The 23,977-nt window shown below is 31.5% G+C and carries 21 protein-coding genes and 1 tRNA gene; 6 read left to right on the forward strand and 16 right to left on the reverse strand.

Annotated features, from left to right (window positions below):
• Position 1 precedes the first annotated feature (1 nt).
• The 3 genes from msrB to ACTTAT_RS02760 are packed head-to-tail and all read right to left on the reverse strand — an operon-like array spanning position 2 to position 2,914.
• Positions 2-475 carry a peptide-methionine (R)-S-oxide reductase MsrB gene (msrB, locus tag ACTTAT_RS02750; RefSeq protein ID WP_440679540.1) on the reverse strand — a complete coding sequence of 158 codons (474 nt, stop codon included), beginning with the start codon at positions 473-475 and terminating at the stop codon, positions 2-4.
• Positions 476-1,801 (reverse strand): DUF2064 domain-containing protein, encoded by a 1,326-nt coding sequence (locus tag ACTTAT_RS02755; protein WP_440679541.1) that lies wholly within the window; start codon positions 1,799-1,801, stop codon positions 476-478.
• The gene (locus ACTTAT_RS02760; RefSeq protein ID WP_440679542.1) at positions 1,802-2,914 is read right to left on the reverse strand and encodes a HupE/UreJ family protein; all 1,113 of its coding nucleotides are present in this window, start codon (positions 2,912-2,914) and stop codon (positions 1,802-1,804) included.
• On the opposite strand from ACTTAT_RS02760, the gene ACTTAT_RS02765 reads away from it, so the two are divergent.
• Positions 2,915-3,688 (forward strand): DUF4198 domain-containing protein, encoded by a 774-nt coding sequence (locus ACTTAT_RS02765; RefSeq protein ID WP_440679543.1) that lies wholly within the window; start codon positions 2,915-2,917, stop codon positions 3,686-3,688. It begins immediately after the preceding gene.
• Here ACTTAT_RS02765 and ACTTAT_RS02770 read toward each other — a convergent pair.
• From ACTTAT_RS02770 to ACTTAT_RS02780, 3 genes are all read right to left on the reverse strand, one after another.
• A complete protein-coding gene (locus ACTTAT_RS02770; protein ID WP_440679544.1) occupies positions 3,685-4,413 on the reverse strand; it encodes a DUF3047 domain-containing protein in 729 nt (242 codons plus the stop codon). The genes ACTTAT_RS02765 and ACTTAT_RS02770 overlap by 4 nt on opposite strands.
• Entirely contained in the window at positions 4,414-5,850 is a 1,437-nt protein-coding gene (locus ACTTAT_RS02775; protein WP_440679545.1) for an aldehyde dehydrogenase family protein, read from the reverse strand.
• Between the two features lie 10 nt (positions 5,851-5,860).
• Positions 5,861-5,937: transfer RNA gene (locus ACTTAT_RS02780), tRNA-Arg, on the reverse strand.
• Between the two features lie 91 nt (positions 5,938-6,028).
• Between ACTTAT_RS02780 and ACTTAT_RS02785 the strand changes: the two genes are divergently transcribed.
• From ACTTAT_RS02785 to ACTTAT_RS02795, 3 genes are all read left to right on the forward strand, one after another.
• Positions 6,029-7,264, forward strand: coding sequence for a pyridoxal phosphate-dependent aminotransferase (locus ACTTAT_RS02785; RefSeq protein ID WP_440679546.1), 1,236 nt, complete (start codon positions 6,029-6,031; stop codon positions 7,262-7,264).
• A 70-nt stretch (positions 7,265-7,334) separates the two neighbouring features.
• Complete coding sequence (locus tag ACTTAT_RS02790; protein WP_440679547.1) at positions 7,335-8,333, forward strand: TAXI family TRAP transporter solute-binding subunit; 999 nt, start codon at positions 7,335-7,337, stop codon at positions 8,331-8,333.
• A gap of 83 nt (positions 8,334-8,416) precedes the next feature.
• On the forward strand, positions 8,417-10,777 hold the full coding sequence (locus tag ACTTAT_RS02795) for a TRAP transporter permease (protein ID WP_440679548.1): 2,361 nt from the start codon (positions 8,417-8,419) through the stop codon (positions 10,775-10,777).
• 97 nt (positions 10,778-10,874) lie between these two features.
• Here ACTTAT_RS02795 and ACTTAT_RS02800 read toward each other — a convergent pair whose 3' ends face one another.
• The 6 genes from ACTTAT_RS02800 to araD1 all read right to left on the reverse strand — a co-directional run bounded on the left by ACTTAT_RS02800 (position 10,875) and on the right by araD1 (position 17,136).
• Positions 10,875-12,050, reverse strand: a complete 1,176-nt coding sequence (locus ACTTAT_RS02800; RefSeq protein WP_440679549.1) for an L-rhamnonate dehydratase — start codon at positions 12,048-12,050, stop codon at positions 10,875-10,877.
• The gene (locus tag ACTTAT_RS02805) at positions 12,050-13,039 is read right to left on the reverse strand and encodes a 4-hydroxythreonine-4-phosphate dehydrogenase PdxA (RefSeq protein WP_440679550.1); all 990 of its coding nucleotides are present in this window, start codon (positions 13,037-13,039) and stop codon (positions 12,050-12,052) included. Before ACTTAT_RS02805 ends, ACTTAT_RS02800 begins: the two co-directional genes overlap by 1 nt.
• Positions 13,040-13,084: 45 nt before the next feature.
• On the reverse strand, positions 13,085-14,554 hold the full coding sequence (locus ACTTAT_RS02810; RefSeq protein ID WP_440679551.1) for a tripartite tricarboxylate transporter permease: 1,470 nt from the start codon (positions 14,552-14,554) through the stop codon (positions 13,085-13,087).
• Positions 14,554-15,060 (reverse strand): tripartite tricarboxylate transporter TctB family protein, encoded by a 507-nt coding sequence (locus ACTTAT_RS02815; protein WP_440679552.1) that lies wholly within the window; start codon positions 15,058-15,060, stop codon positions 14,554-14,556. The genes ACTTAT_RS02810 and ACTTAT_RS02815 overlap by 1 nt, the downstream gene beginning before the upstream one ends.
• Positions 15,061-15,071: 11 nt before the next feature.
• Positions 15,072-16,052 (reverse strand): Bug family tripartite tricarboxylate transporter substrate binding protein, encoded by a 981-nt coding sequence (locus ACTTAT_RS02820; protein ID WP_440679553.1) that lies wholly within the window; start codon positions 16,050-16,052, stop codon positions 15,072-15,074.
• A gap of 94 nt (positions 16,053-16,146) precedes the next feature.
• The gene (araD1, locus tag ACTTAT_RS02825) at positions 16,147-17,136 is read right to left on the reverse strand and encodes an AraD1 family protein (RefSeq protein ID WP_440679554.1); all 990 of its coding nucleotides are present in this window, start codon (positions 17,134-17,136) and stop codon (positions 16,147-16,149) included.
• Positions 17,137-17,164: 28 nt separating this feature from the next.
• Between araD1 and ACTTAT_RS02830 the strand changes: the two genes are divergently transcribed.
• Positions 17,165-18,685 (forward strand): aldehyde dehydrogenase (NADP(+)), encoded by a 1,521-nt coding sequence (locus ACTTAT_RS02830; protein WP_440679555.1) that lies wholly within the window; start codon positions 17,165-17,167, stop codon positions 18,683-18,685.
• Between the two features lie 21 nt (positions 18,686-18,706).
• A complete protein-coding gene (locus ACTTAT_RS02835) occupies positions 18,707-19,603 on the forward strand; it encodes an EamA family transporter (protein ID WP_440679556.1) in 897 nt (298 codons plus the stop codon).
• Here ACTTAT_RS02835 and ACTTAT_RS02840 read toward each other — a convergent pair.
• The 4 genes from ACTTAT_RS02840 to ACTTAT_RS02855 form a co-directional block, all read right to left on the reverse strand.
• The gene (locus ACTTAT_RS02840) at positions 19,583-19,834 is read right to left on the reverse strand and encodes a LysR family transcriptional regulator (RefSeq protein ID WP_440679557.1); all 252 of its coding nucleotides are present in this window, start codon (positions 19,832-19,834) and stop codon (positions 19,583-19,585) included. The genes ACTTAT_RS02835 and ACTTAT_RS02840 overlap by 21 nt on opposite strands.
• Before the next feature lie 124 nt (positions 19,835-19,958).
• Entirely contained in the window at positions 19,959-21,251 is a 1,293-nt protein-coding gene (locus ACTTAT_RS02845; protein ID WP_440679558.1) for an ammonium transporter, read from the reverse strand.
• A gap of 275 nt (positions 21,252-21,526) precedes the next feature.
• Positions 21,527-22,381 carry a D-amino-acid transaminase gene (locus ACTTAT_RS02850; RefSeq protein WP_440679559.1) on the reverse strand — a complete coding sequence of 285 codons (855 nt, stop codon included), beginning with the start codon at positions 22,379-22,381 and terminating at the stop codon, positions 21,527-21,529.
• A gap of 2 nt (positions 22,382-22,383) precedes the next feature.
• Positions 22,384-23,964 carry an L-aspartate oxidase gene (locus ACTTAT_RS02855; protein WP_440679560.1) on the reverse strand — a complete coding sequence of 527 codons (1,581 nt, stop codon included), beginning with the start codon at positions 23,962-23,964 and terminating at the stop codon, positions 22,384-22,386.
• Between the last annotated feature and the right edge of the window lie 13 nt (positions 23,965-23,977).

The following is a 23,977-nucleotide window of genomic DNA, read 5'->3' on the forward strand; positions in this document are numbered from 1 at the left end:
TTTAAGACTTTGGAATAAATTTTAAAGCAACACCGTTATTACAATAACGTTTGAAAGTTGGTCTTGGTCCATCATTAAAAACATGACCATGGTGACCTTTGCAAGTTGCACAGTGATATTCAGTTCTTGGATACAAAAGCTTATAGTCCGTTTTAGTTTTTAAATTTCCTTTATAGAAATCAAAAAAAGATGGCCATCCTGTACCAGAGTCATATTTCATAGATGAATGAAAAAGTTTTGTATTACATGCAACACAAACATATTCACCTTCGCGCTTCTCGTTATTTAATGGACTTGTAAAAGGTCTTTCGGTGCCCTCTTTTCTTAAAATTTTAAATTGTTCAGGCGTTAAAATTTTTTCCCATTCTTCATCTGTTTTTATTATTTCTTTTAAAGCAGAAAATACAGATGTTTGGCTAAAACCTATAAGCAGTAGAGATTGTGCAATAATTTTTAAAAATGTTCTTTTGTTCATTTATGAATATTTTCTTTTATCAATAAATCCAATTAAATCACTTTGTTCTTTAGTCATTTTAGTATTTTTTAAAGCTGCATACATAGATTGTAAATCATCTAAAGTATCTACATCGACAAGTAAAAAATCACTTTTCTTTAAATTATATAAATGTTTTGTAAAATCATTTAAAACTGTACTTGAAGAATAATTCACTCTTGTAAATTCAGCTTCTAAGTTTTTTAATTTAGTAGAAAAACAACAATACCCTCCATCCTTTGTACCAATGATGTAACTGTCAAATTTGGAAAGGTAATTTACAGAGTCACTTAAATGTTTTGATGTGAGTTCTGGTATATCTGATCCAGATAAAACTATTCTATCCGCAAACGGTGCACAAATTTCATAAACTTCGTACATCGACTTACCAATGTTTTCTTCATTAATATCTAAAATACTAAATTTAGATAAACCTAATTCTTCAATATAATCTCTATTTGGACTGTTATTAATAATAACAATTTTATTTCCATCTTTATCTAGAGATAAAATGTTTGATTTGACGATGTTTAAACAATGAAGATTAAACTTATCAACTAGCCCTTGGTCTTTTAAAGTCTCTCTAAGTCTTGTTTTTGAGTCTTTTGATTTAGGGTCTTTCATAAAAAAACAAAAAATATTCTCAATTTTATTTTGTTTAAATTTTCTGGCCTGAGTTATGGTTTTAAATAATGTCTTTGTTGTTTGCCAAAATGAACTTTCTTCATATTTTCTAGCTGAGGTAATAATTTCTCTAGTAATTTCTTTAATTTCAATGCCTAAAGCTTTAGCATCCCATACAAACTTATGGTCTTCACCTTCTTTTAAACTTTCATCAAATCTACCAATTAAATTAAATAAATTTTTATGAATTAAAAAAGACTGGTCTCCAAAGGGTAAATCAAAGTTTTTAGATCTAAAATTTGCACCAGATGCATTAATAGTATTTTTTTTATTATCAAAAGCGAGTTTAAAATAATTTAACTGTTTTTTTTGAACACGATCTAGGTCTTCTCTTTGAATTTTATCAATCTGACTATCAATATGTAAAAACCATAAATAATTATTCTCAGCTTTTAAAGCTCCAGCGTTTAGTGATTTTCCTCGTGTTGAATTTGGAACTTTGACTAATTTATTAATATTTAAATTAATATCATTTAACACATCAATAGATAATTCGTTATCAGCATCAATGGCTAAAATGATTTCATGGCCTGAAAATTTATCTTTTAATTTTTTTAATAATGAAAAATCTTTTTCATCTTTAGAGGCTATAACAATAATTGAAAATGTTTTATGTAGTGCCACTTAAATCACTCTTTCAATAAACCAATAAATACCCACTAAGGCTATTAATATTGATAATGTATTTGTAAAATATTTTTTATACCAAGGTTTTTCTTTTATCCAGTATGCAAAACCAAAATAGCAACCCACAATGACAAATAGCTGTCCTATCTCAACCCCAACATTAAATGAAATTAAACTGGTTACAAAATGAGCTTGTGACAATCCAATCTCACTTATAACACCAGCAAAACCAAGTCCGTGAAGTAGTCCAAAAACAAACACAACCATTGGTCTCCAAAGCGAGATATTTTTTAAAAAAATATTCTCAATTGCAACGTATGCAATGGATAAGGCAATAATAGGTTCAACAATCTGAGGTGAAATAGATAGTATGTTTAAAACTCCTAAAAAAATTGTAATCGTATGAGCGAGCGTAAAAGCAGAGACCTGGATTAATAACGGTTTAAATTTTGGCGAAAATAAAAATAAACCAATTACAAATAAAATATGATCAAGACCTTTTGGAACAATATGAAGAAATCCAATAGTTAAATAATTATATATTTCTGCAAACAAGTTTTGATCTTTGTTTTTTGTTATTGAAAAATTTTTTGAGACTGAATTGATTTGTAAATATTCAGTATAAACAATTTCTTTTTGTGGATTTGACACTCTAAGAATAACCGGGCCGTAATCTTTTATCCAACCAAACTGTAAGTTATTTTTATCTATATTTGATCCAGAAATTTGAATTAAAGTCTCTCGTGAAAGATTTAAATCTCCAATTTTATCTATTTGAACATCATTAATTTCAAACGGTATTTTTAACTCATTTTGATTTAGAGAAATGTTATCTTTGAAATTCACTAAAGATTTTTTAAACACTTCTAATAATTGTTCAGCGGGTAATTTTCTTAAACTGTTATAATAATCAGAATTTTTAGACTCATCAGTATCTGAATGTGATGGATCAATATTAGCCAGAATAGCTTCTAAATTAAGTTGAATACTTAATTTAAAATTTAACTTATTATCTTTTTCAATAAATTGAAAATTTGCAATAGATGGTTTTAATTCATGAGAAAAAACTATAGAGGGAATAAATAGAAGAATAAATAATAAACGCGCCATATGAAAATTTATTTAGTAGTAATAATATATTTTTTAATTAATTCAAATTCATTGAATGCGCATGAGCTTTGGTTAGAAGCTGATCAATATCAATTAAAGGATAGTGAAAAGCTCATTGCAAATATCAAAGTCGGACAAGATTTAGTAGGTGAAAGTTACCCTTATTTGTCACAAGAAACAGAGAAGCTTTTTTTAGTATCAAAAAAAGGTTTTAAAAAACTAAATCAAATCGATGGCGATTACCCTGCAATACAACAATCTGTGAATTATAGTGGAATTCAATATTTGTACTATCAGTCAAATAAAGAGTTTCTCAAATATCAAGATTATAAAACCTTTATTGAATTTACAGATGAATATGATTTGAATTATGATTTAAAAAATAAAAATATTCCAAGTGAGATCTATCAAAGATTTGCGAAAATAATTTTTAATGGTGAATCAAATAGTTTTTTTAAAACCAAACAAAATCTGGAATTTGAAATAGTTAATCAAAATGATCCTTATCAAAATCATCTTTCAGAAATACAAATTTTTCTTAAAAAAAAACCATTTATAGATAAAAAGTTTGTTGTTTTTTTTAAAAATGAAAATGCATTTGAAAGAAAAATATATCAAACAGATGCAAATGGGTTTGCAAAAATAGATAGCTCTAAAAAGGGATTATATTTAATAAGCGCTGTTCACTTGGAAACACTAAATTTAATAGACCAAATTAAGTATAAAGCAGATTATTATAGCCGCTGGGCAAGCTTAACTTTTAGAAAAAACTAATTAGAAAAATAAATATTTTTATAATACGAAACGGCTTTTTGTTTAGTGTTATCAGTATCTGTCATAATCGCAACGCCATCAATTTCTCCAAGTTCAAGATCTAAAAACTTTTTAAAATGCTCTTTAACGTTAAGCTTAACTGTAACCCATGAATTTACTTTTGTATCAACTAGTGATGAAGCGACATAATCAATAATTTGTTTTCGGTAAGGACCCGTCCAATGGCTATTTGTTTTTTCATTGCTAGAAAAAACATAGTTCATTACTTTTTTCTGCCAAGGTAAAGAGCCGGTTTCTTTTATTACCGATACACGAGCCGCAAAATCATGCCCCTTTTTACTGTTTTCTTTTATACCGGGAATTCCCTGTTCTACTTTCCAGGTTATATTTAAAAAAGGTGTTTTATTTAAATCTACTTTGATTTCTCTTCCAAGACCTGATGCTTGTCCTTCAGCTTCTGCCTTTAGGCAACCATTGCTTTCTATTTTTAAGTTAGCATCTGCACTATTTTTACTTTTAAGTTTAAATAAATCAGAATTTTCTGAAGCAACACATGTACCGTTTTGATCTATTAAAATGCTGTAATCAGTCTTCTTTTTTATACTATGAGATTTAAGTTTAGATAGCTCTCCTTGTGTAAATTCGAAAATTACAACCTTTTCATTTGAATATGACTTGGAAGATAAAAAAATTAATAATACAAAAAAAAATAAAATATTTTTCATTTACCACTCCATATTAATGTTTTTTATTCTTCCATAACTTTTCATCTCATCAAGGCATTCTTCAACGCCAATTCCACTTAATTTCCAACCACCAAATGGAGCGCCAGGGTATCTTCCTGCTGCATTCACCCATATATAACCAGACTCTATTTGATCAGCCACATTTTTAGCTTTATCCATATCATTAGTTACAATGTAACCCGTTAAGCCGTATTTCACAGAATTTGCCATTTTAATAACTTCCTCTTCATCATCCCATTCTAAAACTGAAACTACTGGACCAAAAATTTCTTCATTTGCAACCGTCATGTTTTGGGTCACATTATTCAAAACTGTTGGTTTAATAAAAAATCCGTCTTTTAATTTTTGATCTTTGATATCATAACCACCTGTATAAAGTTCAGCTCCTTCTTGAATTGCACCATCGATGTAAGACTTTATTCTATCGTATTGTTTTTTTGATACTACAGGCCCTACATCTGTAGCTTCTTCCCAAGGTAAACCTATTTTTAACTTTTCAATTTTTTCTTTAAGAATTTCTAAATATTTTTTTTTCAAAGATTTATGAATAAATACTCTAGTTGGCGACGTACAAGATTCTCCCTTGGCATCAAAACGCATTCCCTTTAATGTAACCTCAACAATTTTTTCTGGATCAGCATCACTAAATGCAATTAAAGGATTTTTTCCACCAAGTTCTAAACTTACTTTTTTTAATAAACTTGATGCAGCCTCATTAATTTTAATTCCAGTCTCAACAGAACAAATGCCTGCTATCCTTCCAATATCAGGGTGTCTGACTAAATAATCTCCAACTTCATGATCTCCACAAATAATACTGACTAATCCATCAGGTAAAACATCTTTAATAACTTCTGAAAATTTTAAAGCAGATAATGGAGCTTGTTCAGAATTTTTTATTATAATGGCATTACCCATCAAAAGAGGTGCAGCTAATTTTTCTAAACACCATCTAAAAGGTCGATTAAATGCATTAATTTTTAAAACAATTCCGTAAGGTTGATATTTGGTAATATTTGAATGATTAATTTTATTTGAAAAAGTCTCATCTTTAATTTCATCTACCTGGTCACAAAAATACTTAACATTTTTTATAGCAGACTTAATATCATTACGAGCAAATCTGATTGTATTACCAACATTATAACAATCTATTTTTGCATACGTTTCTAAATTTTTTTCTGCAATATCACAAAGTTGCAATATTTTTTTTGCTCTATCTTTAATATTAATTTTAGCCCATTCCTTTTGAGCTTTTTTAGCACCAGCAATTGCTTGGTCTAAAATATTTTTTGGAACAATTTTTACTTCAGATAATACTTGACCAGTTGCAGGATTAATAATTGATAAACTTTTTCCTTCATCAAACCATTTTCCATCAACATAGGAGCCTTTTAAATTTAATTCGTTTTCCATATTTTCCTATTGGCGCGCCCGGGAAGATTCGAACTCCCAACCTTCTGATCCGTAGTCAGACGATCTATCCAGTTGATCTACGGGCGCAATTAATCGTTGTAATATCATTGTTTTGCCTCAATTAAATTAAAAAATATTTATTGTTAATTTTTAAGATAAGAGTAATTACCGAAAAAAAATGAGTTTGATTAAAGAGAATATTAAGGATCTTCTACCATCCTCTACACTTTTAATTAATGAAATGTGTAAGGAGATGTCTAAAGCTGGTAAGACAATTTATCAGTTTGGATTTGGGCAATCTCCATTTCCAGTACCTGAAAAAATTGTTGAAGCTTTAAAAGTAAACGCACATCAAAAAGATTATCTTCCATCTAAAGGATTATTTGAACTTAGAAAATCAATAGCCGGATTTTTAACAAGAAAAGGTTACAAAAATTTAAATCATGAAAATATAATTATAGGTCCTGGTTCAAAGGAATTAATGTTCTTGCTTCAAGTTGCGTTTGACGGTGAAGTTATTTTGCCTGTTCCAAGTTGGGTTTCTTACGCACCTCAAGCAATTATTGCTAAAAATAAATATCATTGGATCCAAACTGAAAAAGAAACTAATTGGCATATTTCCCCTGAACATATTGATCAAATTGCATCAAAAATCGAAAGCAAAAATAAACTCATTATTTTAAACTCTCCAAATAATCCATCTGGAACAAATATTCATTTATTAAAAGAGTTAGGCGAAGTATTTACTAAACATAATATTACTGTCTTGTCAGATGAAATTTATTCTGAACTTTATTTTAAAGATAACTATAAATCTATTTCACACTTTCATGAAAATACGATTGTAAGTAGCAGTTTAAGTAAATGGGCTGGAGCTGGTGGTTGGAGAGTGGGATATTTTGCTGTACCAAATAATTTAATCGAGATTTTTGAAAAACTTGCTGTACTTGGAACTGAAACATTTAGCGCCGTATCTGCACCTACGCAATTTGCAGCCATTACTGCTTATGAAGAAGATCACTCTGAATACTTAAATAAATCTAAAAAAATTCTACACATCATTGCTCATTATGTTTACGAGCAATTGAAACAGCTTGATGTTGATATGATTGAACCAGAGGGCGGTTTTTATTTAATGCCAGATTTTACAAAAATGCTTCATAAAAAATTTAAAAATTCAAAAGATTTTAGTAAAACTTTATTAGATGAAGCAGGTGTTGCGGTACTGCCTGGGTCTGATTTTGGCTTCCCAATTGAAAAATTAATATTTAGACTGAGTTATGTTGACTTTAATGGTGCAGAATTTTTAAAAGTTAAAGACACGGATATTACTGAAGAAAATTTACCAAAATACGCTCCAAAAATTGTTGATGGTGTTCAACAAATTATCAACTTTGCAAAAAAATACGCATAACTCAACGGTTGATATCATTACTCGGCTATAGTATTTTTCCTCAAACTTTAATTAATTAAGGGGGACAATAATGAAAAAGCTATTTGCTTCTTTCGCGTCAGCTTTAGCAATTTTTGCTTTTAGTTTACCTTTCAGTACTTCTGTAAAATCTGCAGAATTCTTTACAATTGGTACTGGTGGTGCAACTGGAGTTTATTTCCAAGTTGGTAACGCTATTTGTAAAATGGTTGCAAAGCTACAATCTGCCGAGCACGGTAGAAAAAAAGGAACTGACAAAGCGTACAGATGTGCGGCTCCATCTTCAGGTGGATCAACATATAATATTGGTCAGATCCAACAAGGCGAGTTTCAATTTGGTGTAGCTCAGTCTGACTGGCAGTATCATGCATATAATGGTTCTAAGCCAGATAAAGTAAAACCTTTCAAAGATCTAAGAGCGGTATTTTCTGCTCACCCAGAGCCTTTTCAAATTATCGCAAGAAAAGGATCTAAGATCAAAGATTGGAAATCTTTAAAAGGAAAAAAAGTTAACATTGGTAACCCAGGTTCTGGTCAAAGAGGAACTTTTGAAGTGCTAATGGAATCTCACGGTGTAAACAAAAGTTATTTTGGTTCATCTTCTGAGTTAACTTCATCTGAGCAATCAGGTGCACTATGTGATAAAAAAATTGATGCTTATGGTTATACTGTAGGTGTGCCAAATGCTGGTGTTGCTCAAGCAACTGATGGCTGTGGTGCTTACATTATTAACCTAACAACTCCACAAGTTAAAAAGCTAGTTGCGGATAACCCGTTCTATGCTTTTGCAACTATTCCAAAAGGAACTTACAAAACTTCAAAAAAAGATGTAACAACTTTTGGTGTGATGGCGTCTGTTGTTACAAGCGCAAGTGTTTCTGAAGAAATGGTATACAATGTAGTGAAAGCTGTTTTTGAAAATCTTGATGATTTCAAAAAACAACACCCTGCATTTGCAAACCTTGATCCTAAAAAAATGATCAAAGATGGTTTGTCTGCACCATTACACCCAGGAGCAGTTAAGTATTATAAAGAAAAAGGCTTAATGTAGTCTTTTGATATTAAAAGGCCCAGTTAATAAACTGGGCCTTTTTTTTATACTCCTTTAAAAAACAAAAGTTTATAATTCTCATCATGTCAAAAGAAGAAATTAGAACTGCACCAGACCAATTTGAAAATATTGATGACGAAGGTGGAGTAAAAAGAAACCTTAAAGGTTTTAATCTAAAACTTGTTGCAGGAATTGCAATTTGTTGGACGTTGTTTCAGTTGTGGTACGCAAGTCCGTTTCCATTTCTTTTAAACTTTGGAATTTTTATTGATTTGCCTGCTAGAGCTATACATTTAGCTTTTGCATTAATTTTATGTTTTTTAATTTACCCCTCTAAAAAATCAAATTCTAATCAACCTATAAAATATTATGATTATTTATTTGTAGGGCTTTCTATTATTACAACTTTTTATATTGTCTTTGACTACGAAGGTTTAGTTAACCGTCAAGGCGTCCTTGCAAACATCAATTTATTTGGAATTAAAATTCCATATGAAATGATATTAGGTGCTGTTGGTATGATTTTGTTGCTTGAAGCAACCAGAAGAGCAATTGGATTACCTTTAGTTTTTATCGCTGTCATATTTATAATTTTTTCAATTTTTGGTCAGCAAATGCCAGATCTTATTGCCCATGCAGGTTTATCGATTACTAGATTAGTTGGATATCATTGGCTTGGAGGGGAAGCTATTTTTGGTATTCCCATAAGTGTTTCTGTTGGTTTTATTTTCTTATTTGTTTTATTTGGATCTATTTTAGATGCAGCAGGCGGTGGTAAATATTTTTTAAATTTAGCATTTGCACTAGTTGGAAAAATGAGAGGCGGACCTGCAAAAGCTGCTATTTTAGCTTCTGGTTTAACCGGTATGATCTCTGGATCATCTGTAGCAAATACAGTTACAACTGGAACTTTTACAATTCCTATTATGAAAAAAACTGGTCTGCCTGCAGTTAAAGCTGGAGCTGTTGAGGTTGCAGCATCTGTTAATGGACAAATCATGCCGCCAATTATGGGCGCTGCAGCTTTTGTAATGGCGGAACTACTTGGTATTCCTTATCTAACTGTTGTTACTCATGCTTTTTTACCAGCTGTAATATCTTATATTGCACTCTTTTATATTTCTCACTTAGAGGCATTAAAGTTGGACATTAAAGGTTTGCCTGAAAAAGATATTCCTCCTTTAAAAGAAACATTTTTAAGTGGTATTCATTACTTAATTCCAATTGGTGTTTTAATTTATTTACTATTAGTGATGAATTGGACTGCCGCATCATCAGTATTTTATTCAATTATCTCATTAATTATTATCATTATTGTTAAAGAATTAATTACTTCTAAAAAAGAAAGCCAAAATTCAAAAGTTGGTTTCATTAATGCTTTTAACAAAATTATTACGGGTTTTGAAAAAGGTGCAGTTAATATGGTAAGTGTTGGTATCGCAATTGCAACTGCAGGAATTATTGTTGGTGCTGTTTCATCAACGGGTCTAAGTAATAATCTTGTTATTATCGTTGAGGCGATATCTGGTGGAAATATTATTTATCTTTTAGGTCTTACTGCTTTTCTTTGTATTATTTTAGGAATGGGATTACCTACGACTGCAAACTATCTGGTTGTTGCAGCTCTTATGGCAAACGTTGTGGTTGAGGTTGGTAGTGCATCAGGCTATGTATTCCCGCTTATCGCAATTCACTTATATGTTTTTTATTATGGTTTAATGGCAGACGTCACGCCGCCTGTTGGACTTGCTTCCTATGCAGCTGCAGCGATATCAAGAGCAGATCCAATCAAAACAGGTATTCAGGCTTTTTGGTATAGTTTGAGAACAGGTATTTTGCCAATTGTATTTATTTTTAATAATGAGCTTTTACTTATTGGTATTGAAAACTGGTTCCATGGTGTTGTTGTCATGATCACATCTTTAATTGCAATATTAGTATTTACTGCAGCAACACAAGGATGGTTTATTAATAAATTAAAATGGTATGAAATTATTGTATTCTTACTTATTTCTTTAGCGTTATTTAGACCAGGATTAATCATGGACCAATTTTACCCAGAGTTTAATCAAGTCAAACTCAATACAAAAATAATTAATGAAACTAAATTTCAATCTGATCAAAAAGTGCAAATTAAAGTTACAAGACAAACAGCCTACGGACCAAGATATAAAATGTTTGAAATACCTAAAGATTCCTTTGATCAGTCTTATTCATTAGAAGAGTACGGTATTAATCTAGTCACAAAAAAAGATAGTATCATTATTGATACGCTTAAATGGAATGGTATTGCAAAAAAATCAGGTTTTGAAACTGATGATATTTTAACTGAAATTAAAATCGAGAATAAAAATCGTCCAGATAAAGATATTGTTTATCCGTTTGCTTTATTGGTCTTGGGGTTATTTGGATGTTTAAACTATAGGAAACAAAGTATCAGATAGTTTACAAGACTCACAAATCATAAAGCCATAAAGTAAATAATTTGCGTAAACGGTCTCATTTTCTTGATCACACTTTTCACATTTTTTGATAATTTTTTTATTCAATGATTTGGAAGTCTTTTTCATATTTATTTGAAAGATTAATTCCTAAACCAGGAGTATTTTCATCTAAATCGATAAAACCATTTTTTGGCTCCGGATCACCTTCAAATATATAATAGAAAAGTTCATTACCTATCTCAACATCATGAACAGGAAAAAACTCTGAGAATGGACAATTTAAATTAGCCATTGTTAAATGATAATTATGCATTTGACCTGCATGAGGAATAACAGGCACTTGATAAGCTTCTGCTAAAGCATTAATTTTTTGTGCTGCTGTAATTCCACCAACTCTATTTGTGTCATATTGAATATAACTCACAGCCTTAAGATCTAACAGTTGTCTAAAGCCAAATAATGAGAATTCGTGCTCTCCACCTGAAATTGGTATCATATTCATATTATTGAGTTCAGCATACCCATGAATATCATCTGCGATCACTGGCTCTTCTAACCACTTTGGTTGGAACTTTATTAACTTGGGTAGCATATGTTTTGTATATTCTAAATTCCATCCCATATAACACTCCAACATTAGGTCTGTGTCATATCCAACAACCTCTCTTACAGCTTCAACTAACTCTAAATTTTTCTTAACTCCATCAGGGCCATCTTTTGGTCCCCAGCCAAAACGCATCTTGAACATTTTAAAACCTTGATCGACATAACTTTGGGCTTCTTTTTTTAAATCTTCAATTGGCTGGCTATATAATTTTGAAGCGTAAACAGGAATTTTTTCCTTAGTTCTTCCACCTAATAACTTGAACACTGGTTTATTAGTTAATTTTCCTAGTAAGTCCCATATAGCAATATCAACTGCGGATATGGCAGTCATTCCCACACCCTTTCGTCCCCATGCTAATGTTCTTCTGTACATTTTTTCCCAGAGATAAGCATAATCAAAAGGATCTTCATTTAATATTAAAGGCGTTAGATAATGATCAATTGTTTTCTTTACAACTTGTGGTGCTAAAGCAGAGTTACCAATTCCAACCAAACCATCATCGGTTTCAATTTCACAAGTTAACCATTCATGAAATCTGAATGAACCCATGTTATCACCTTTTTCATATAATAGGTCAGATGCATTGGTGCAAAAATTACTTTGTGGAGGTACTGTTTTACCTTTCCATTGATAGACTTTTGTTTTTACCGATTTGATTTTTGTCATTAATTAATTTGAGTTCCTGAATTCATTTTTACTGCTAACTTAAATGAATTAATCGTTGGCTCTAGATTAGCAGTATTAGTTCCAACAATATCAAAAGCAGTTCCATGAGCTGGAGTTGTTACAGGAACAGTTAATCCGCCTGACACTGTTACCCCTCTATCAAAACCAAATGCTTTCAATCCACATTGTAAAGCATCATGATACATTCCCACTATGCAATCATGATTCTTGTTTTTAAATGCGGTTATAAAAGAAGTATCGCACGGCAAAGGCCCGTCTGCATTAATTCCCATTTTTTTAGCTTCTTCAATAGCAGGTATAATTTCATCTTTTTCTTCAGTACCAAATTCAGCATGAGGGTTAAGTGCTTGGACAGCTATTCTAGGATTTTTAATTCCGCTCATTTTTAAAGTTTGATCTAACAACTTAATTGGTTTTAAAATGTTTTCTTTTGTAATGTTCTCTGGAACTTCTTTGATTGGAATATGTGATGTTACACGAGCAGTCCAAAAATTATCTACAACATTAAATTCACAACAAAATTCTTTCATTTCAAGTTTATTCTGCATGAAATCATGCTCATCATTGTACTGACAGCCACCCATCATTAAACTTGTTTTGTTCATAGGACCAAAGTTGATTGCATCAATTTTCTTTTCTTTTGCGAGATCTAAAGCATAATCCATAGCTTCAAGAACGCTTTTTCCAGACTCAGCAGAAACTTCTCCATGTTTATAAGTTCTGTTTGTTCCCTTTGAAATATCTAAAAAGAACTTTGTTTTATCATCAAATTGAACTTCGTTGAAATCTGTAACAAATTTAAAATCAACTTTTTTTCCAGATATATTTTCACCATCTTCTAATATTTTTTTTTCACCAATTACAACTACATTGGCTTCATTAGAAATATCTTCGTTTAGTAATCTAACAACTAACTCTGGACCAATACCTGAAGGATCGCCTAATAAAACTGCTACTTTTTTTTTCATAATTTAAACTCCCTGGTTAATAATTCTTAATTATTCTTAATTCAATCATTTATTCTTTTTCCTTATATTAGGAAAAATTAAAGCAACAACCGATAAAATAAAGAAAGTTACAACAATTGGTCTGGTAAAAAACAAAGTCCAATTACCATCAAAAATCACTAAAGATTGTCTTAATGTTAGTTCAACTAATTGCCCAAGTATTAAACCAATAATAACAGGCACAACAGAGAAACCAAACTTTCTCATTACATATCCAATAATTCCAAAACCAATCATTAAGAAAACATCAGTAAAAGATTGATTTAAAGAATAAGTTCCACAAACAGATAGTGTAAATATCATTGGCCATAATAATCGATTAGGAATTAATGTTATTCTTGCAAAAATTTTTGCGCCAAAAAACCCAAAAATAAAAAATAGAATATTTGCAAAAAACATTGCACCAAATATTCCATATAAAAATTCAGGTTGTTCTTTAAACAAATCTGGTCCTGGTCTTAAACCATGAATGATTAAGCCTGTTAAAATAACTGCAGTTGTAGCGCTACCTGGAATTCCAAGAGCAAGTGTTGGAACCATGGCTCCACCTGTTGCTGCATTATTTGCAGTCTCAGCTCCTGCTATTCCATCAATCGCACCTTTGCCAAACTCTTCAGGTTTTTTTGACCATCTTTTTGCCTCTGAATATCCTATTAAAGAAGCAACGGTTCCTCCTTCGGCAGGAAGAATGCCTATAAAAGAACCAATTCCAGATGATCTTAAAATCGTTTTAAAACAATATTTAAAATCATCTTTAGATGGAAGTCTTACAGCTTTCATCGCTATTCTTTCAAAAATTTGATTTGTTAAATTAGATTGAACTAATAATTCACTCATAGCAAACATACCAACTACAACTGGAATAAACCCAATCCCCTCAGTCAACTCATTTACACCAAAAGTAAATCGATCGATTGATGCCATTATATCTTTTCCAACAGTTGATAATAAAATACCAAATGCACCAGCGATTAAATTTTTAATTGGACTTCCTTCTCCGATAGAAGCAAGCATTGTTAACCCAAATATAGCTAAAGCAAAATATTCAGGTTGACCAAACTCATAGGCAATATTTGCTAAAATAGGTGCAAAAAGAACTAATACTACAACGCTGAATAAACCGCCAAATGCGCTTCCAAAAGTTGCCATACCTAGCGCTCGACCCGCTTCTCCTTTTTGCGCCAAAGGATAACCATCTAAACAAGTTGCAGCTGCTGCAGGCGTACCTGGGGTATTAATAAGAACTGCTGTAATCGCACCTCCATATGTTCCTGCACAATAAATTGCAGTTAACAAAACAATTGCCGACAAAGGGTCTAGGGTAATTGTAAATGGAAGAATTAATGCCCCTCCTGTTGTTGGACCAAGTCCAGGCAAAACTCCTAGGATCAATCCAAACAAAGTTCCTAAAAAAAGAATAATTAAAAGCTTGGTGCTTAAAATTGGTGCAATCATGTAGGATAAATTTTCAATCATTACCAATTATAATAAAGATTAGTTAATATGCCTGGTGGAAACCTTAATCCAAGCACACCTTCAAATAATAAAAAAACTAAAATTGGAAATACAATTGATAAAAAAAGATTTAATAATAAATTTTTTTCACCCCAAAAATAAGTTATTGCAATTGAACTTAGCATTAATGCCAATATCAGATCAACTTTTAGAGCTATTAGTGGAAAAATAATAAATATGCCTACAGTTTTATAAAAAATTCTACTTTGCTTTTCATAATCTTTTTTGGGCCGGCTAAAATAAAAATAAACTAATAGTAAGTTAAGTGAAAAAATTAGCCCAAGTAGAATTTTCGGAAAAGTTGCAGGTTGAATTCCTCTTACCAAAATTGGCGGAACCTCATCAAAATAAAAAGTTGTTACAAACAAAAAAATTGAAAAGCAGAAAATAAAAAATAATAAAATTAGTTCAGAACTAAAAAGGGCGGATAAAAATCCGCCCTTTTTTTCAAATGAATTACTATTCATTCGTTATAGTATTACTTAATGTAACCTAAAGCTTTTAACTGAGCAGTCATTTCATTAAGCATTTCTTCCATCTGCTTACCCCACTCATCAGCTCCAACTACACTTGACTGATCCAGTCCAATTTCAGTTAAGAAATTTTTGTAATAGTTGTGGCTCATTCCTTTTAACATACCTGCTTCAAGTCTTTTTACTTGATCTGCTGGAGTTCCTTTTTTAGTTACGAAACCTCTTACAGTAGATAAAGAAACTGGAATCCCAAGTTCTTTAGCAGTTGGTACATCTTTAAGTTTAGCCATTCTTTTATTTGCTAGAACAACTGAAACACAAAGTTTACCTTCGTTAATTTCTGTTAGTGCTTCACCTAAATTTAAAACACCTACATCAATATCACCTTTGATTAAGTTTGTTTTAATAGGTCCAACACCTTTATAAGCAACGATTTTAGGATCTTTTAATTTACCCTTCTTAGTAAATGCAACTGCACTCACATCATCGATACCACCTGTATGTGTTGTTCCATAAGAGAAAGATTTTTTCTTTTGTTGGCTTACAAATTTCTTTGCATCCTTAAAGCTACTCTTACAGTTCACAACAAATAATTGTGGATCATCAGTTCCTCTTGCTAAAGGAACCATGTCGCTTAATTTAACTTTTGTTTTACCAAGTGCCATAGAAACAGCATGACCTGTTGTCCAAGTCAAAATAGAATTACCGTCTGCCGGTTGTGACATTAAGTAATCCATTGATGCAGCTCCACCGCCACCTTTTTTGTTTACTAGTTGCATGTCTTGCTTAAGAACTCTTCTTGTTCTTAAAAGCATCATTCTAGTAGTAACGTCAGTACCACCACCAAAACCAGCGTGAGTGATTGATTGAATAGCTTTTTTACTATGCGATCCAGCTTCAGCTTTGTTCAGGTTGATATCTAAAAATGGTACGTCAAAGACTAATACTAAAGCTAAGAAAGCTTGAAGTATTCTTGATTTTTTCATTTTTTCTCCCCGTTAAGTTTCAGGTAGATAAGCAAAACTGAGAACTATTATCAAGTAGAAAAGTGACGCTTAATGTTAAATGTTGCGTCGCAAATTAATTCAAACTTATTAGATTTTTAAATTTAACAATTTCTTTTGATTTAATTTTTAACTTATTCTTTAAAGGCATAACAAAACTATCTGAACTAATTTCAAAAATATCACCATCCTGTGCTTTGATGCCGTCAGAAAAACTTAGCGTTGCTGTTCCAAAGTAATGGATATGTAAATCACCAGGTTTTCTAAAAATTTCATATTTGAAATGATGATGCTCAAGATTTTCTATAGAGTGTGACATATTTTTTTCGCCACTTAAAAAATCTTTTTCCCAAATAACTTTATTATCTCTAATAATTTTTGATTTACCTTTTACCTCGCTAGGGATGCTGCCCAGGTTAATTTCGGGTCCAAAAGAACATTGGCGTAATTTTGAATGAGCCAAATATAAATAGTTTTGTTTTTCCATAACGTGGTCGGAAAATTCATTACCAATTGAATAACCTATTTTCACAACTTCTTCTTTTTCATTAATCATATAAATACCAACTACTTCAGGCTCTTCTGATCCATCTAAAGAAAAGTCTGGGATATAAATCGTTTCCGTAGGCGCAGAGATATTGTCTCCATTACCCTTGTAAAACCATTCAGGTTGGGCTCCAATATTACCTTTTTCTGGCTTTCCACCCTCAATTCCAATTTTAAACATTTTCATTGAATCTGTCATTTCCTCTTCTTTTGTAGCATGCATTTTGTTTCTAGAATCTGCGCTGCCAAGATGGGTCAGTCCTGTGCCTGTCACATAAAAATGTGATGGATCTTTATGAGTAATAGGTGGCAAAAGCGAGTTTGAATTATATATTTCTTGATAATCTAAAATTTCATTTGACTTATTACTTTCAATTAAATTTTCAATTTTTTCACCGCTGTTAATTGCTTCATTAAATAAATCATATGATAAATTAAAATTTTTTATAATATTAACTTTGTCATTTTCTACGTAACCAACGTTACATTTATTATCTTTTAGGAATTGAATTATTTTCATAATTAGTTAGAACCTACATCAATTAATTATGAATTTAAATGGAAATTTAATTATTGGTTTAAAAGAAGAGACTGGAAGTGAGAAAGAAGTCTCTGCTAAAAACCCATCTACAAATGATACATTATCTCCTGGATATAAAGGAGCAACTGAAAAACAATTGGAGCATGCTTGTGAGTTAGCTAATAATGCATTTTATAAGTATAAAAATACTAGTTTTGAAGATAGAGCAAAATTTTTGGATACGATTGCTGAAGAAATAGAGACTGTTAAAGAAACTTTGTTAAAAATTACCCCTGAAGAAACAGGTTTGCCTGAGGCAAGAATTACAGGCGAAACAGGAAGAACAGTTGGTCAATTAAGAATGTTTGCTGAATTTATTAGAAATTCGAAACATACTGATGCTACTATTGATGAAGCATTACCTGACAGACAACCTCTTCCAAGGCCAGATCTGAGATTAAGAAATGTTGCTATAGGTCCAGTTGCAGTGTTTGGAGCAAGTAACTTTCCCTTGGCATTTTCAGTGGCAGGAGGTGATACAGCTTCGGCCCTGGCGGCCGGTTGTCCAGTCATCGTAAAAGCTCATAGTTCTCATCCTAGAACTTCAGAAATTATTGGAAGATGTATTCAAAATGCTGTTAAAAAAAATAATTTACCTGATGGAACTTTTTCACTGTTATTCGGTTCAGGTAATATTGTTGGACAAGGTTTAGTTAAAAATAAATATATCAAAGCTGTAGGTTTCACAGGATCAAGAAACGGTGGATTACAAATCGTTAAAACAGCTCAAAGTAGAAATGAGCCAATTCCGGTTTATGCTGAAATGAGCAGTATCAATCCAGTATTTGTGTTTAACTCTGTTCTAGAAAATCCAGATAAATTTATTGAAGGTTTTTTAGTTTCTTTGCAGATGGGTGCTGGTCAATTCTGTACAAATCCTGGTTTAATTATTACACAAAATTCAAAGAATTATGAAAATTTCAAATCTAAACTTGCAGAAAAAATAAAAGAACAAAACAGCCAGACTATGCTTAGCAATGTAATTGCAAAAGCATATGAGGAAGGTGTCTCAAAGTTTAAAAGTAAAAACAATATAACACTAGTTGGTGAAGGCAAAAAAAATGGCAACGCTAATCAATGTATCCCTCATTTATTTGAAACAAGCGCTAATGAATTTAAAAAAGATCAAGAGTTATCGGATGAAATATTTGGTTCTACTTCATTAATTATAAAATGTGAAAATGATCAAGATTTCAACGAAATTGCAAAAAAAATAGAAGGTCAGTTAACTATTTCATTTCATTCGAATAATGTTGAAGAGGTATCTGAAGAATTTATCAGTTTAATAGAAGATAGAGCCGGTAGAATTATTTATAACCAATTTCCTACTGGAGTTGAGGTTTGTCATGCCATGGTGCACGGAGGACCTTTCCCTGCAACGTCTGATACAAGAACTACATCGGTAGGATCTAAAGCTATTTTTAGATTTTTGAGACCAGTATCATATCAAAATATTCCTTCTCAATTATTACCTAAAGAAATAAAATAAATATAAATCGTTTTTTATTTTATGAACTGGATTGTTACATCAATACTTGGTGCTTTTTTTCAAAATGCACGATCAAGTATTCAAAAAAAATTAAACTCAGAAATATCCTTAATGGCATCAACTTATGTGAGGTTTGCATTTGCACTTCCAATTATTTTTTCTATTTTTTACTTTTATTACGGAAATTATGATTATTTTTTATCAGCAATTCAAAGTCATAATTTTATTCTATATGTGATCCTAGGTTCTGTATTTCAAATCACGTTTACCTTTTTATTTTTATATCTTTTTAAATTTACTAATTTTTTAGTTGGTACTGCATTAAGCAAAACTGAGGTTATTCAAATTGCTTTTTTTGAATTTATAATTTTAAAAGACCACCTTAGTATATATGCAATTTTTGGAATAATCATTTCTACCTTTGGTGTTATTATTTTTTCAACAAAAGATCTTAAAAACATTCTTGATGGTTTTTTTTCAAAATCCACAATTGTTGGAATTTTTTGTGGAACTTTACTAGCGCTGAGTATTGTTTTTTTCCGTGGATCAATGGAATTTATAACGTTTACAGAAAAAAATTTTGATAAGGCTTTAATTACGCTTCTTGCTGCCACAATTGTGCAAACCACTTTGATAACGATCTATCTTTTATTTTTTGAAATAAACCAATTTCATAAAATTAAATCAAACATAAAGTTAAGTTTTTTAGCTGGATTATTTGGTTTTGCAGCAACAGTATTTTGGTTTTATTCTTTCTCATTAGTCCAAGCTGCTTTGGTAAGAACTGTTGGTCAAATAGAACTTTTGTTTAGTTATATTTCTTCAAGATTTATGTTTAAGGAAAAGATTAGAGCTATTGAGATTGTCGGAATATTAATTTTTATATTAGGACTGATCTTAGTGATTTTTAACAAATAAACTCAAGTTATCTTTAAACTCACTTACTATTTTTAATAACTCATTACCTTTATTAGTTAATTGTATTCCATTTTTCATATGTCGACTAAATAACTTAAATCCTAAATCTTTTTCTAAACTCATAATATCTCGACTAAAACTCGATTGAGATTTATTTAAAACCTTTGAGGCACGGTTAAAACTTTTGTATTTTGATATTTCTTTAAAGGTCTCTAATTTTTTCCAATTCATAGCTATATTTTAATAAAATGAATTAAAATTAATAATATTGTTTATGCAATTCAGTTATGACAAAAATAAAAAGGCCCAGATTTTAAGTCTGGGCCTTTTATTAGATAAATTAAACTAACTATGTTTAATCTCTTATTGAGTATGCAATAACTCCGATTTCAGCTACGTCTGTACCTTTAGTTTCGGCTTCTTTACTTACTCTAATTCCAAATGTACTTGCCATCACCTTCCAAATTACAAATGATACTACGAAGACAAAAGCTATAACACTAATCACTCCTAGGAACTGTGCCCCAAAGTTAGTGTCGGCATTTGATAAAGGAACTGCTAATGTTCCCCAAATTCCAGCGAACATGTGTACAGGAATTGCTCCAACTACATCATCAATTTTTAATTTGAATAGTAGTTTAGTTCCCAACACAACGATTGCACCACCAATTGCTCCAATAATAATTGCAGCACCAGGTGTTGGCGCTAATGGTTCAGCTGTAATTGCAACTAATCCTCCTAAAGCACCGTTTAACATCATAATAACATCTGTCTTACCTGTTAAAAATCTAGTGATTAGTGCATTAGCAATTACACCACCACAAGCAGCTAAGTTGGTGTTGATGAAAATTTTTGCAACAGCTGTTGCATCATCCACAGTACCTAAAGCTAATTGTGATCCACCATTAAATCCAAACCAACCAAACCAAAGGATAAATACACCGATAGTTACTTGTGGAATTGATGAATTTGCAAATGGTGGCATAGGTTTATCACCAGATCTTGCAAATCTCCCAAGTCTTGGACCTAAAACAATTGCACCAGCTAAAGCTGCAGCACCACCAGCAGCGTGAACAAGAGTTGAACCAGCAAAATCAGAAAAACCAGCTTTTGCTAACCAGCCTCCGCCCCACTGCCAACCCATTTCGATTGGGTAAATTACACCAGTTAAAATTGCTGCAAAAATAAAGAACGGCCAAATTTTAATTCTTTCAGCTAATGTACCTGAAACAATTGATACAGTTGTTGCACAGAATACCATTTGGAAGAACCAATCAGATCCGTCTGAGTAACCAGTATCTAATTTTGATCCATCGCTCCAAGGGATGAACGAACCAATGTATCCACCTTCAGGAATACCGTATGCTAAATTATATCCTCCAAGCCAGAACATGATTCCAGCAATAGAAAATAAACCAATATTTTTTGCCGCAATAGTTGATACACTTTTAGATGTTACCATCCCTGATTCCAACATTGCAAAACCTGGCGCCATAAACATTACTAGAAAACCACATATTAAGAATAATAATGTATTAAAAATATATTGTGTTTCAGCCCCTACCTTGCTTTCGGCAGAAAAACTGGGTTCTACTAGGAATATTAAAGCGAACAGTGCAAAAGATAAGTAGTGACTTATTTTTTTCATTTTATTCTCCTTAAATTAAATTTTGTTGTTATGCGGAATTTAGATAGTTGGCGGTTACAAAAAAGCGCTAATCTGGATAACCAGCATTACAAAAATTAGATATCTAAAAACGGAATACTTGATTTGATGATATAGAATGTTTTGGTGTGCTTAAATTTAACTAACAGGGGACATGAAGTGAGCAAACTCAAGCACACACCTAAGTCCTATTCGTATTCGTTTCTTTTTTGAATCAAAAATTTCCTAATTCACCCAATACGAGTCTTTAGATAAAATTAAATCGCTATTTTTTTAGCTTTTTCGATATATTTTTCACGCAACAATTTAGTGAATTTTCCTGGTTTTCCATCTCCAATTGTCGACTTATTGATTTTGATTACCGGTGTAACAAAAGTTGTAGCACTTGTTACAAACGCTTCATCTGCGCTTTGTGCTTCGTTAATTGTAAAATTTTTAAAATCTACTTTGTAATTTAATTCCTCTGCACATTCGATAACTGCTTCTCTCGTAATTCCTCTTAATATTAAGTTATCAAACTGCCTTGTAATCACAGTTCCTTTTCTAATGATCCATGCATTATTAGATGTTCCTTCAGTAATATATCCATTTCTAACCATCCAAGCATCATCAAAACCTTTTTCAACTGCAGAGGATTTAGCAAATGAGGGATATAAAAGTTGTACTGTTTTGATGTCACAACGTTTCCATCTCATATCATCAATGGTCATAACTTTAATTCCTTTTAAAGCTGCATCATTTTGGAGTAGGTCTTTAACTTGTGTAAACGCTGTAACGGTTAACTCTGTTTTTTTGTCTGGAAAATCAAAACTTCTCTCAGCTACACCGCGTGAGACTTGAAGGTAAACTACACCTTCTTTCAAGTTATTTTTTTTTACTAATTCTCTGTGAAATAATTCAAGATCCTTATGGTCTAATAATTTTGGATAATTTAACTCTGTCATTGATCTATCAAGCCGTTTCATGTGATTTTTAAAATCTATTAATTTGCCGTCTAATACTGAAGTTACTTCATACAATGCATCACTAAAAAGCAAAGCACGATCAAAAATTGAAATTTTTGCCTGCGCTTCATCAAGATACTCGCCGTTTAAATAAACTGTTCTTCCCATAATCAGACGGCTTTTTTAAATTTTTTATCTAAGTAATCAACTAAATCATTTTGCTCAAAAATATTTCTTTTTAACAATTGACTATTTTGGCTTGGATAATCAGTTCTAAAATGAGTACCGCGACTTTCTTTTCTCTGTAGTGCGGCATAAGTGATAAGTTTGGATACAAGAAGCATATCTTTTAACTTTGCAGATAACTTATCTGCTTCTCTTTCTATTCGAAGAAACTCTATAAATGCTTGGTTTAAAGTAGATTCATTTCTTTCTACTCCAACAAATTTATTCATTGCAGATCTTAATTGCCATATATATTTCTTAGCTCTAATTTTGCTTATTGTTTTCTCTTTGGGAATATAATTTTCTATATTAATTAATTTGTGACTCTGTTTTGGAGGTTCAGAATTTATTTTATTAGCAATTCGTCTTGAGAAAACAAATGCTTCTAAAAGAGAGTTGCTTGCTAAACGATTTGCACCATGCGCTCCTGTTGAACTACATTCGCCACATGCCCATAATCCTTCAACGCTTGTTTTTCCATCAATGTCAACTTTGATGCCACCCATATGATAATGAGCTGCGGGTATAATAGGTATCAAATCTTTCATTGGATCAATAGAAGCTTGTTTTAAATAGTATGAAGCTGTTGGAAACATTGATTTAAAATCAATTTTAAAATGTCTACAATCTAAAAAAGTGGAATGACCTTTGAGCTTATGATTATGAATTGATCTTGATACAATATCACGAGGAGCGAGCTCGCCTAAATCATTGTCATCAAATACAAATCGATGATTATTTTCATCAACAATAAAAGCACCTTCTCCTCTTATGGCTTCTGTTAATAATGGCGCTGGATCAATTCCAACATCTAAAGCTGTTGGATGAAATTGAACGAACTCTAGATCGACAAGTTTTGCGCCAGCTTGGGCAGCCATGGCAATAGCTTCTCCATATACATCTCTAGGATTGGTCGTATGAGCATAAATGCTTCCTAATCCTCCAGTTGCAAGAATAATGTTGGGCGATTGGAAAAATACAAAGTTATCAGCAACTTCATTTTTATGAATATGCCCCATTATTCCATGACATTTATTATCTTTTTGAATGATGTGATCAACAGAAACATCTTCAACAAAGGTAATATGCCCTTGTTGTTTTGCATAATCGATGAGGTGACTGACTAAATATTTACCTGATTGATCTCCATTAATTTTTAATACTCTTCTATAAGAATGCGCAGCTTCTTTAGATAATGTGAATTCATCATTATCCTTATCAAATCTTACTCCAATTTTTTCTAAAAATTTAACTACATCCAAAGCATCATCAGTAATAACTTTCACAGCTTGTTCATTGCTTAGTCCGGAACTGGCTTTTAAAGTATCCTCGAAGTGTTTTTTTGGACTATCTTCTTTTGTTACCGCTGCCGCAATACCACCTTGCGCCCAAGCACTGGATGACATTTCCCCTAGTTTACGTTTCGTCACTAAAGTTACTTTTCTTGGATATAATGAAATAGCAGTCATTAATCCTGAAATTCCAGAGCCAACTATAACAACATCAGATTTATAAATACTTTCCATTGATAAATTTTAA

The organism is Candidatus Pelagibacter sp. HIMB1517, from assembly GCF_052047895.1.
Taxonomy (GTDB): domain Bacteria; phylum Pseudomonadota; class Alphaproteobacteria; order Pelagibacterales; family Pelagibacteraceae; genus HIMB114.

Bases quoted from the DNA above. Each gene is read 5' to 3' on its own strand.
- msrB (WP_440679540.1), bottom strand. From the start codon at position 475: ATGAACAAAAGAACATTTTTAAAAATTATTGCACAATCTCTACTGCTT.
- ACTTAT_RS02760 (WP_440679542.1), bottom strand. From the start codon at position 2,914: ATGGCGCGTTTATTATTTATTCTTCTATTTATTCCCTCTATAGTTTTT.
- ACTTAT_RS02765 (WP_440679543.1), top strand. From the start codon at position 2,915: ATGAAAATTTATTTAGTAGTAATAATATATTTTTTAATTAATTCAAAT.
- ACTTAT_RS02770 (WP_440679544.1), bottom strand. From the start codon at position 4,413: ATGAAAAATATTTTATTTTTTTTTGTATTATTAATTTTTTTATCTTCC.
- ACTTAT_RS02775 (WP_440679545.1), bottom strand. From the start codon at position 5,850: ATGGAAAACGAATTAAATTTAAAAGGCTCCTATGTTGATGGAAAATGG.
- ACTTAT_RS02785 (WP_440679546.1), top strand. From the start codon at position 6,029: ATGAGTTTGATTAAAGAGAATATTAAGGATCTTCTACCATCCTCTACA.
- ACTTAT_RS02790 (WP_440679547.1), top strand. From the start codon at position 7,335: ATGAAAAAGCTATTTGCTTCTTTCGCGTCAGCTTTAGCAATTTTTGCT.
- ACTTAT_RS02795 (WP_440679548.1), top strand. From the start codon at position 8,417: ATGTCAAAAGAAGAAATTAGAACTGCACCAGACCAATTTGAAAATATT.
- ACTTAT_RS02800 (WP_440679549.1), bottom strand. From the start codon at position 12,050: ATGACAAAAATCAAATCGGTAAAAACAAAAGTCTATCAATGGAAAGGT.
- ACTTAT_RS02805 (WP_440679550.1), bottom strand. From the start codon at position 13,039: ATGAAAAAAAAAGTAGCAGTTTTATTAGGCGATCCTTCAGGTATTGGT.
- ACTTAT_RS02810 (WP_440679551.1), bottom strand. From the start codon at position 14,554: ATGATTGAAAATTTATCCTACATGATTGCACCAATTTTAAGCACCAAG.
- ACTTAT_RS02815 (WP_440679552.1), bottom strand. From the start codon at position 15,060: ATGAATAGTAATTCATTTGAAAAAAAGGGCGGATTTTTATCCGCCCTT.
- ACTTAT_RS02820 (WP_440679553.1), bottom strand. From the start codon at position 16,052: ATGAAAAAATCAAGAATACTTCAAGCTTTCTTAGCTTTAGTATTAGTC.
- araD1 (WP_440679554.1), bottom strand. From the start codon at position 17,136: ATGAAAATAATTCAATTCCTAAAAGATAATAAATGTAACGTTGGTTAC.
- ACTTAT_RS02830 (WP_440679555.1), top strand. From the start codon at position 17,165: ATGAATTTAAATGGAAATTTAATTATTGGTTTAAAAGAAGAGACTGGA.
- ACTTAT_RS02835 (WP_440679556.1), top strand. From the start codon at position 18,707: ATGAACTGGATTGTTACATCAATACTTGGTGCTTTTTTTCAAAATGCA.
- ACTTAT_RS02840 (WP_440679557.1), bottom strand. From the start codon at position 19,834: ATGAATTGGAAAAAATTAGAGACCTTTAAAGAAATATCAAAATACAAA.
- ACTTAT_RS02845 (WP_440679558.1), bottom strand. From the start codon at position 21,251: ATGAAAAAAATAAGTCACTACTTATCTTTTGCACTGTTCGCTTTAATA.
- ACTTAT_RS02850 (WP_440679559.1), bottom strand. From the start codon at position 22,381: ATGGGAAGAACAGTTTATTTAAACGGCGAGTATCTTGATGAAGCGCAG.
- ACTTAT_RS02855 (WP_440679560.1), bottom strand. From the start codon at position 23,964: ATGGAAAGTATTTATAAATCTGATGTTGTTATAGTTGGCTCTGGAATT.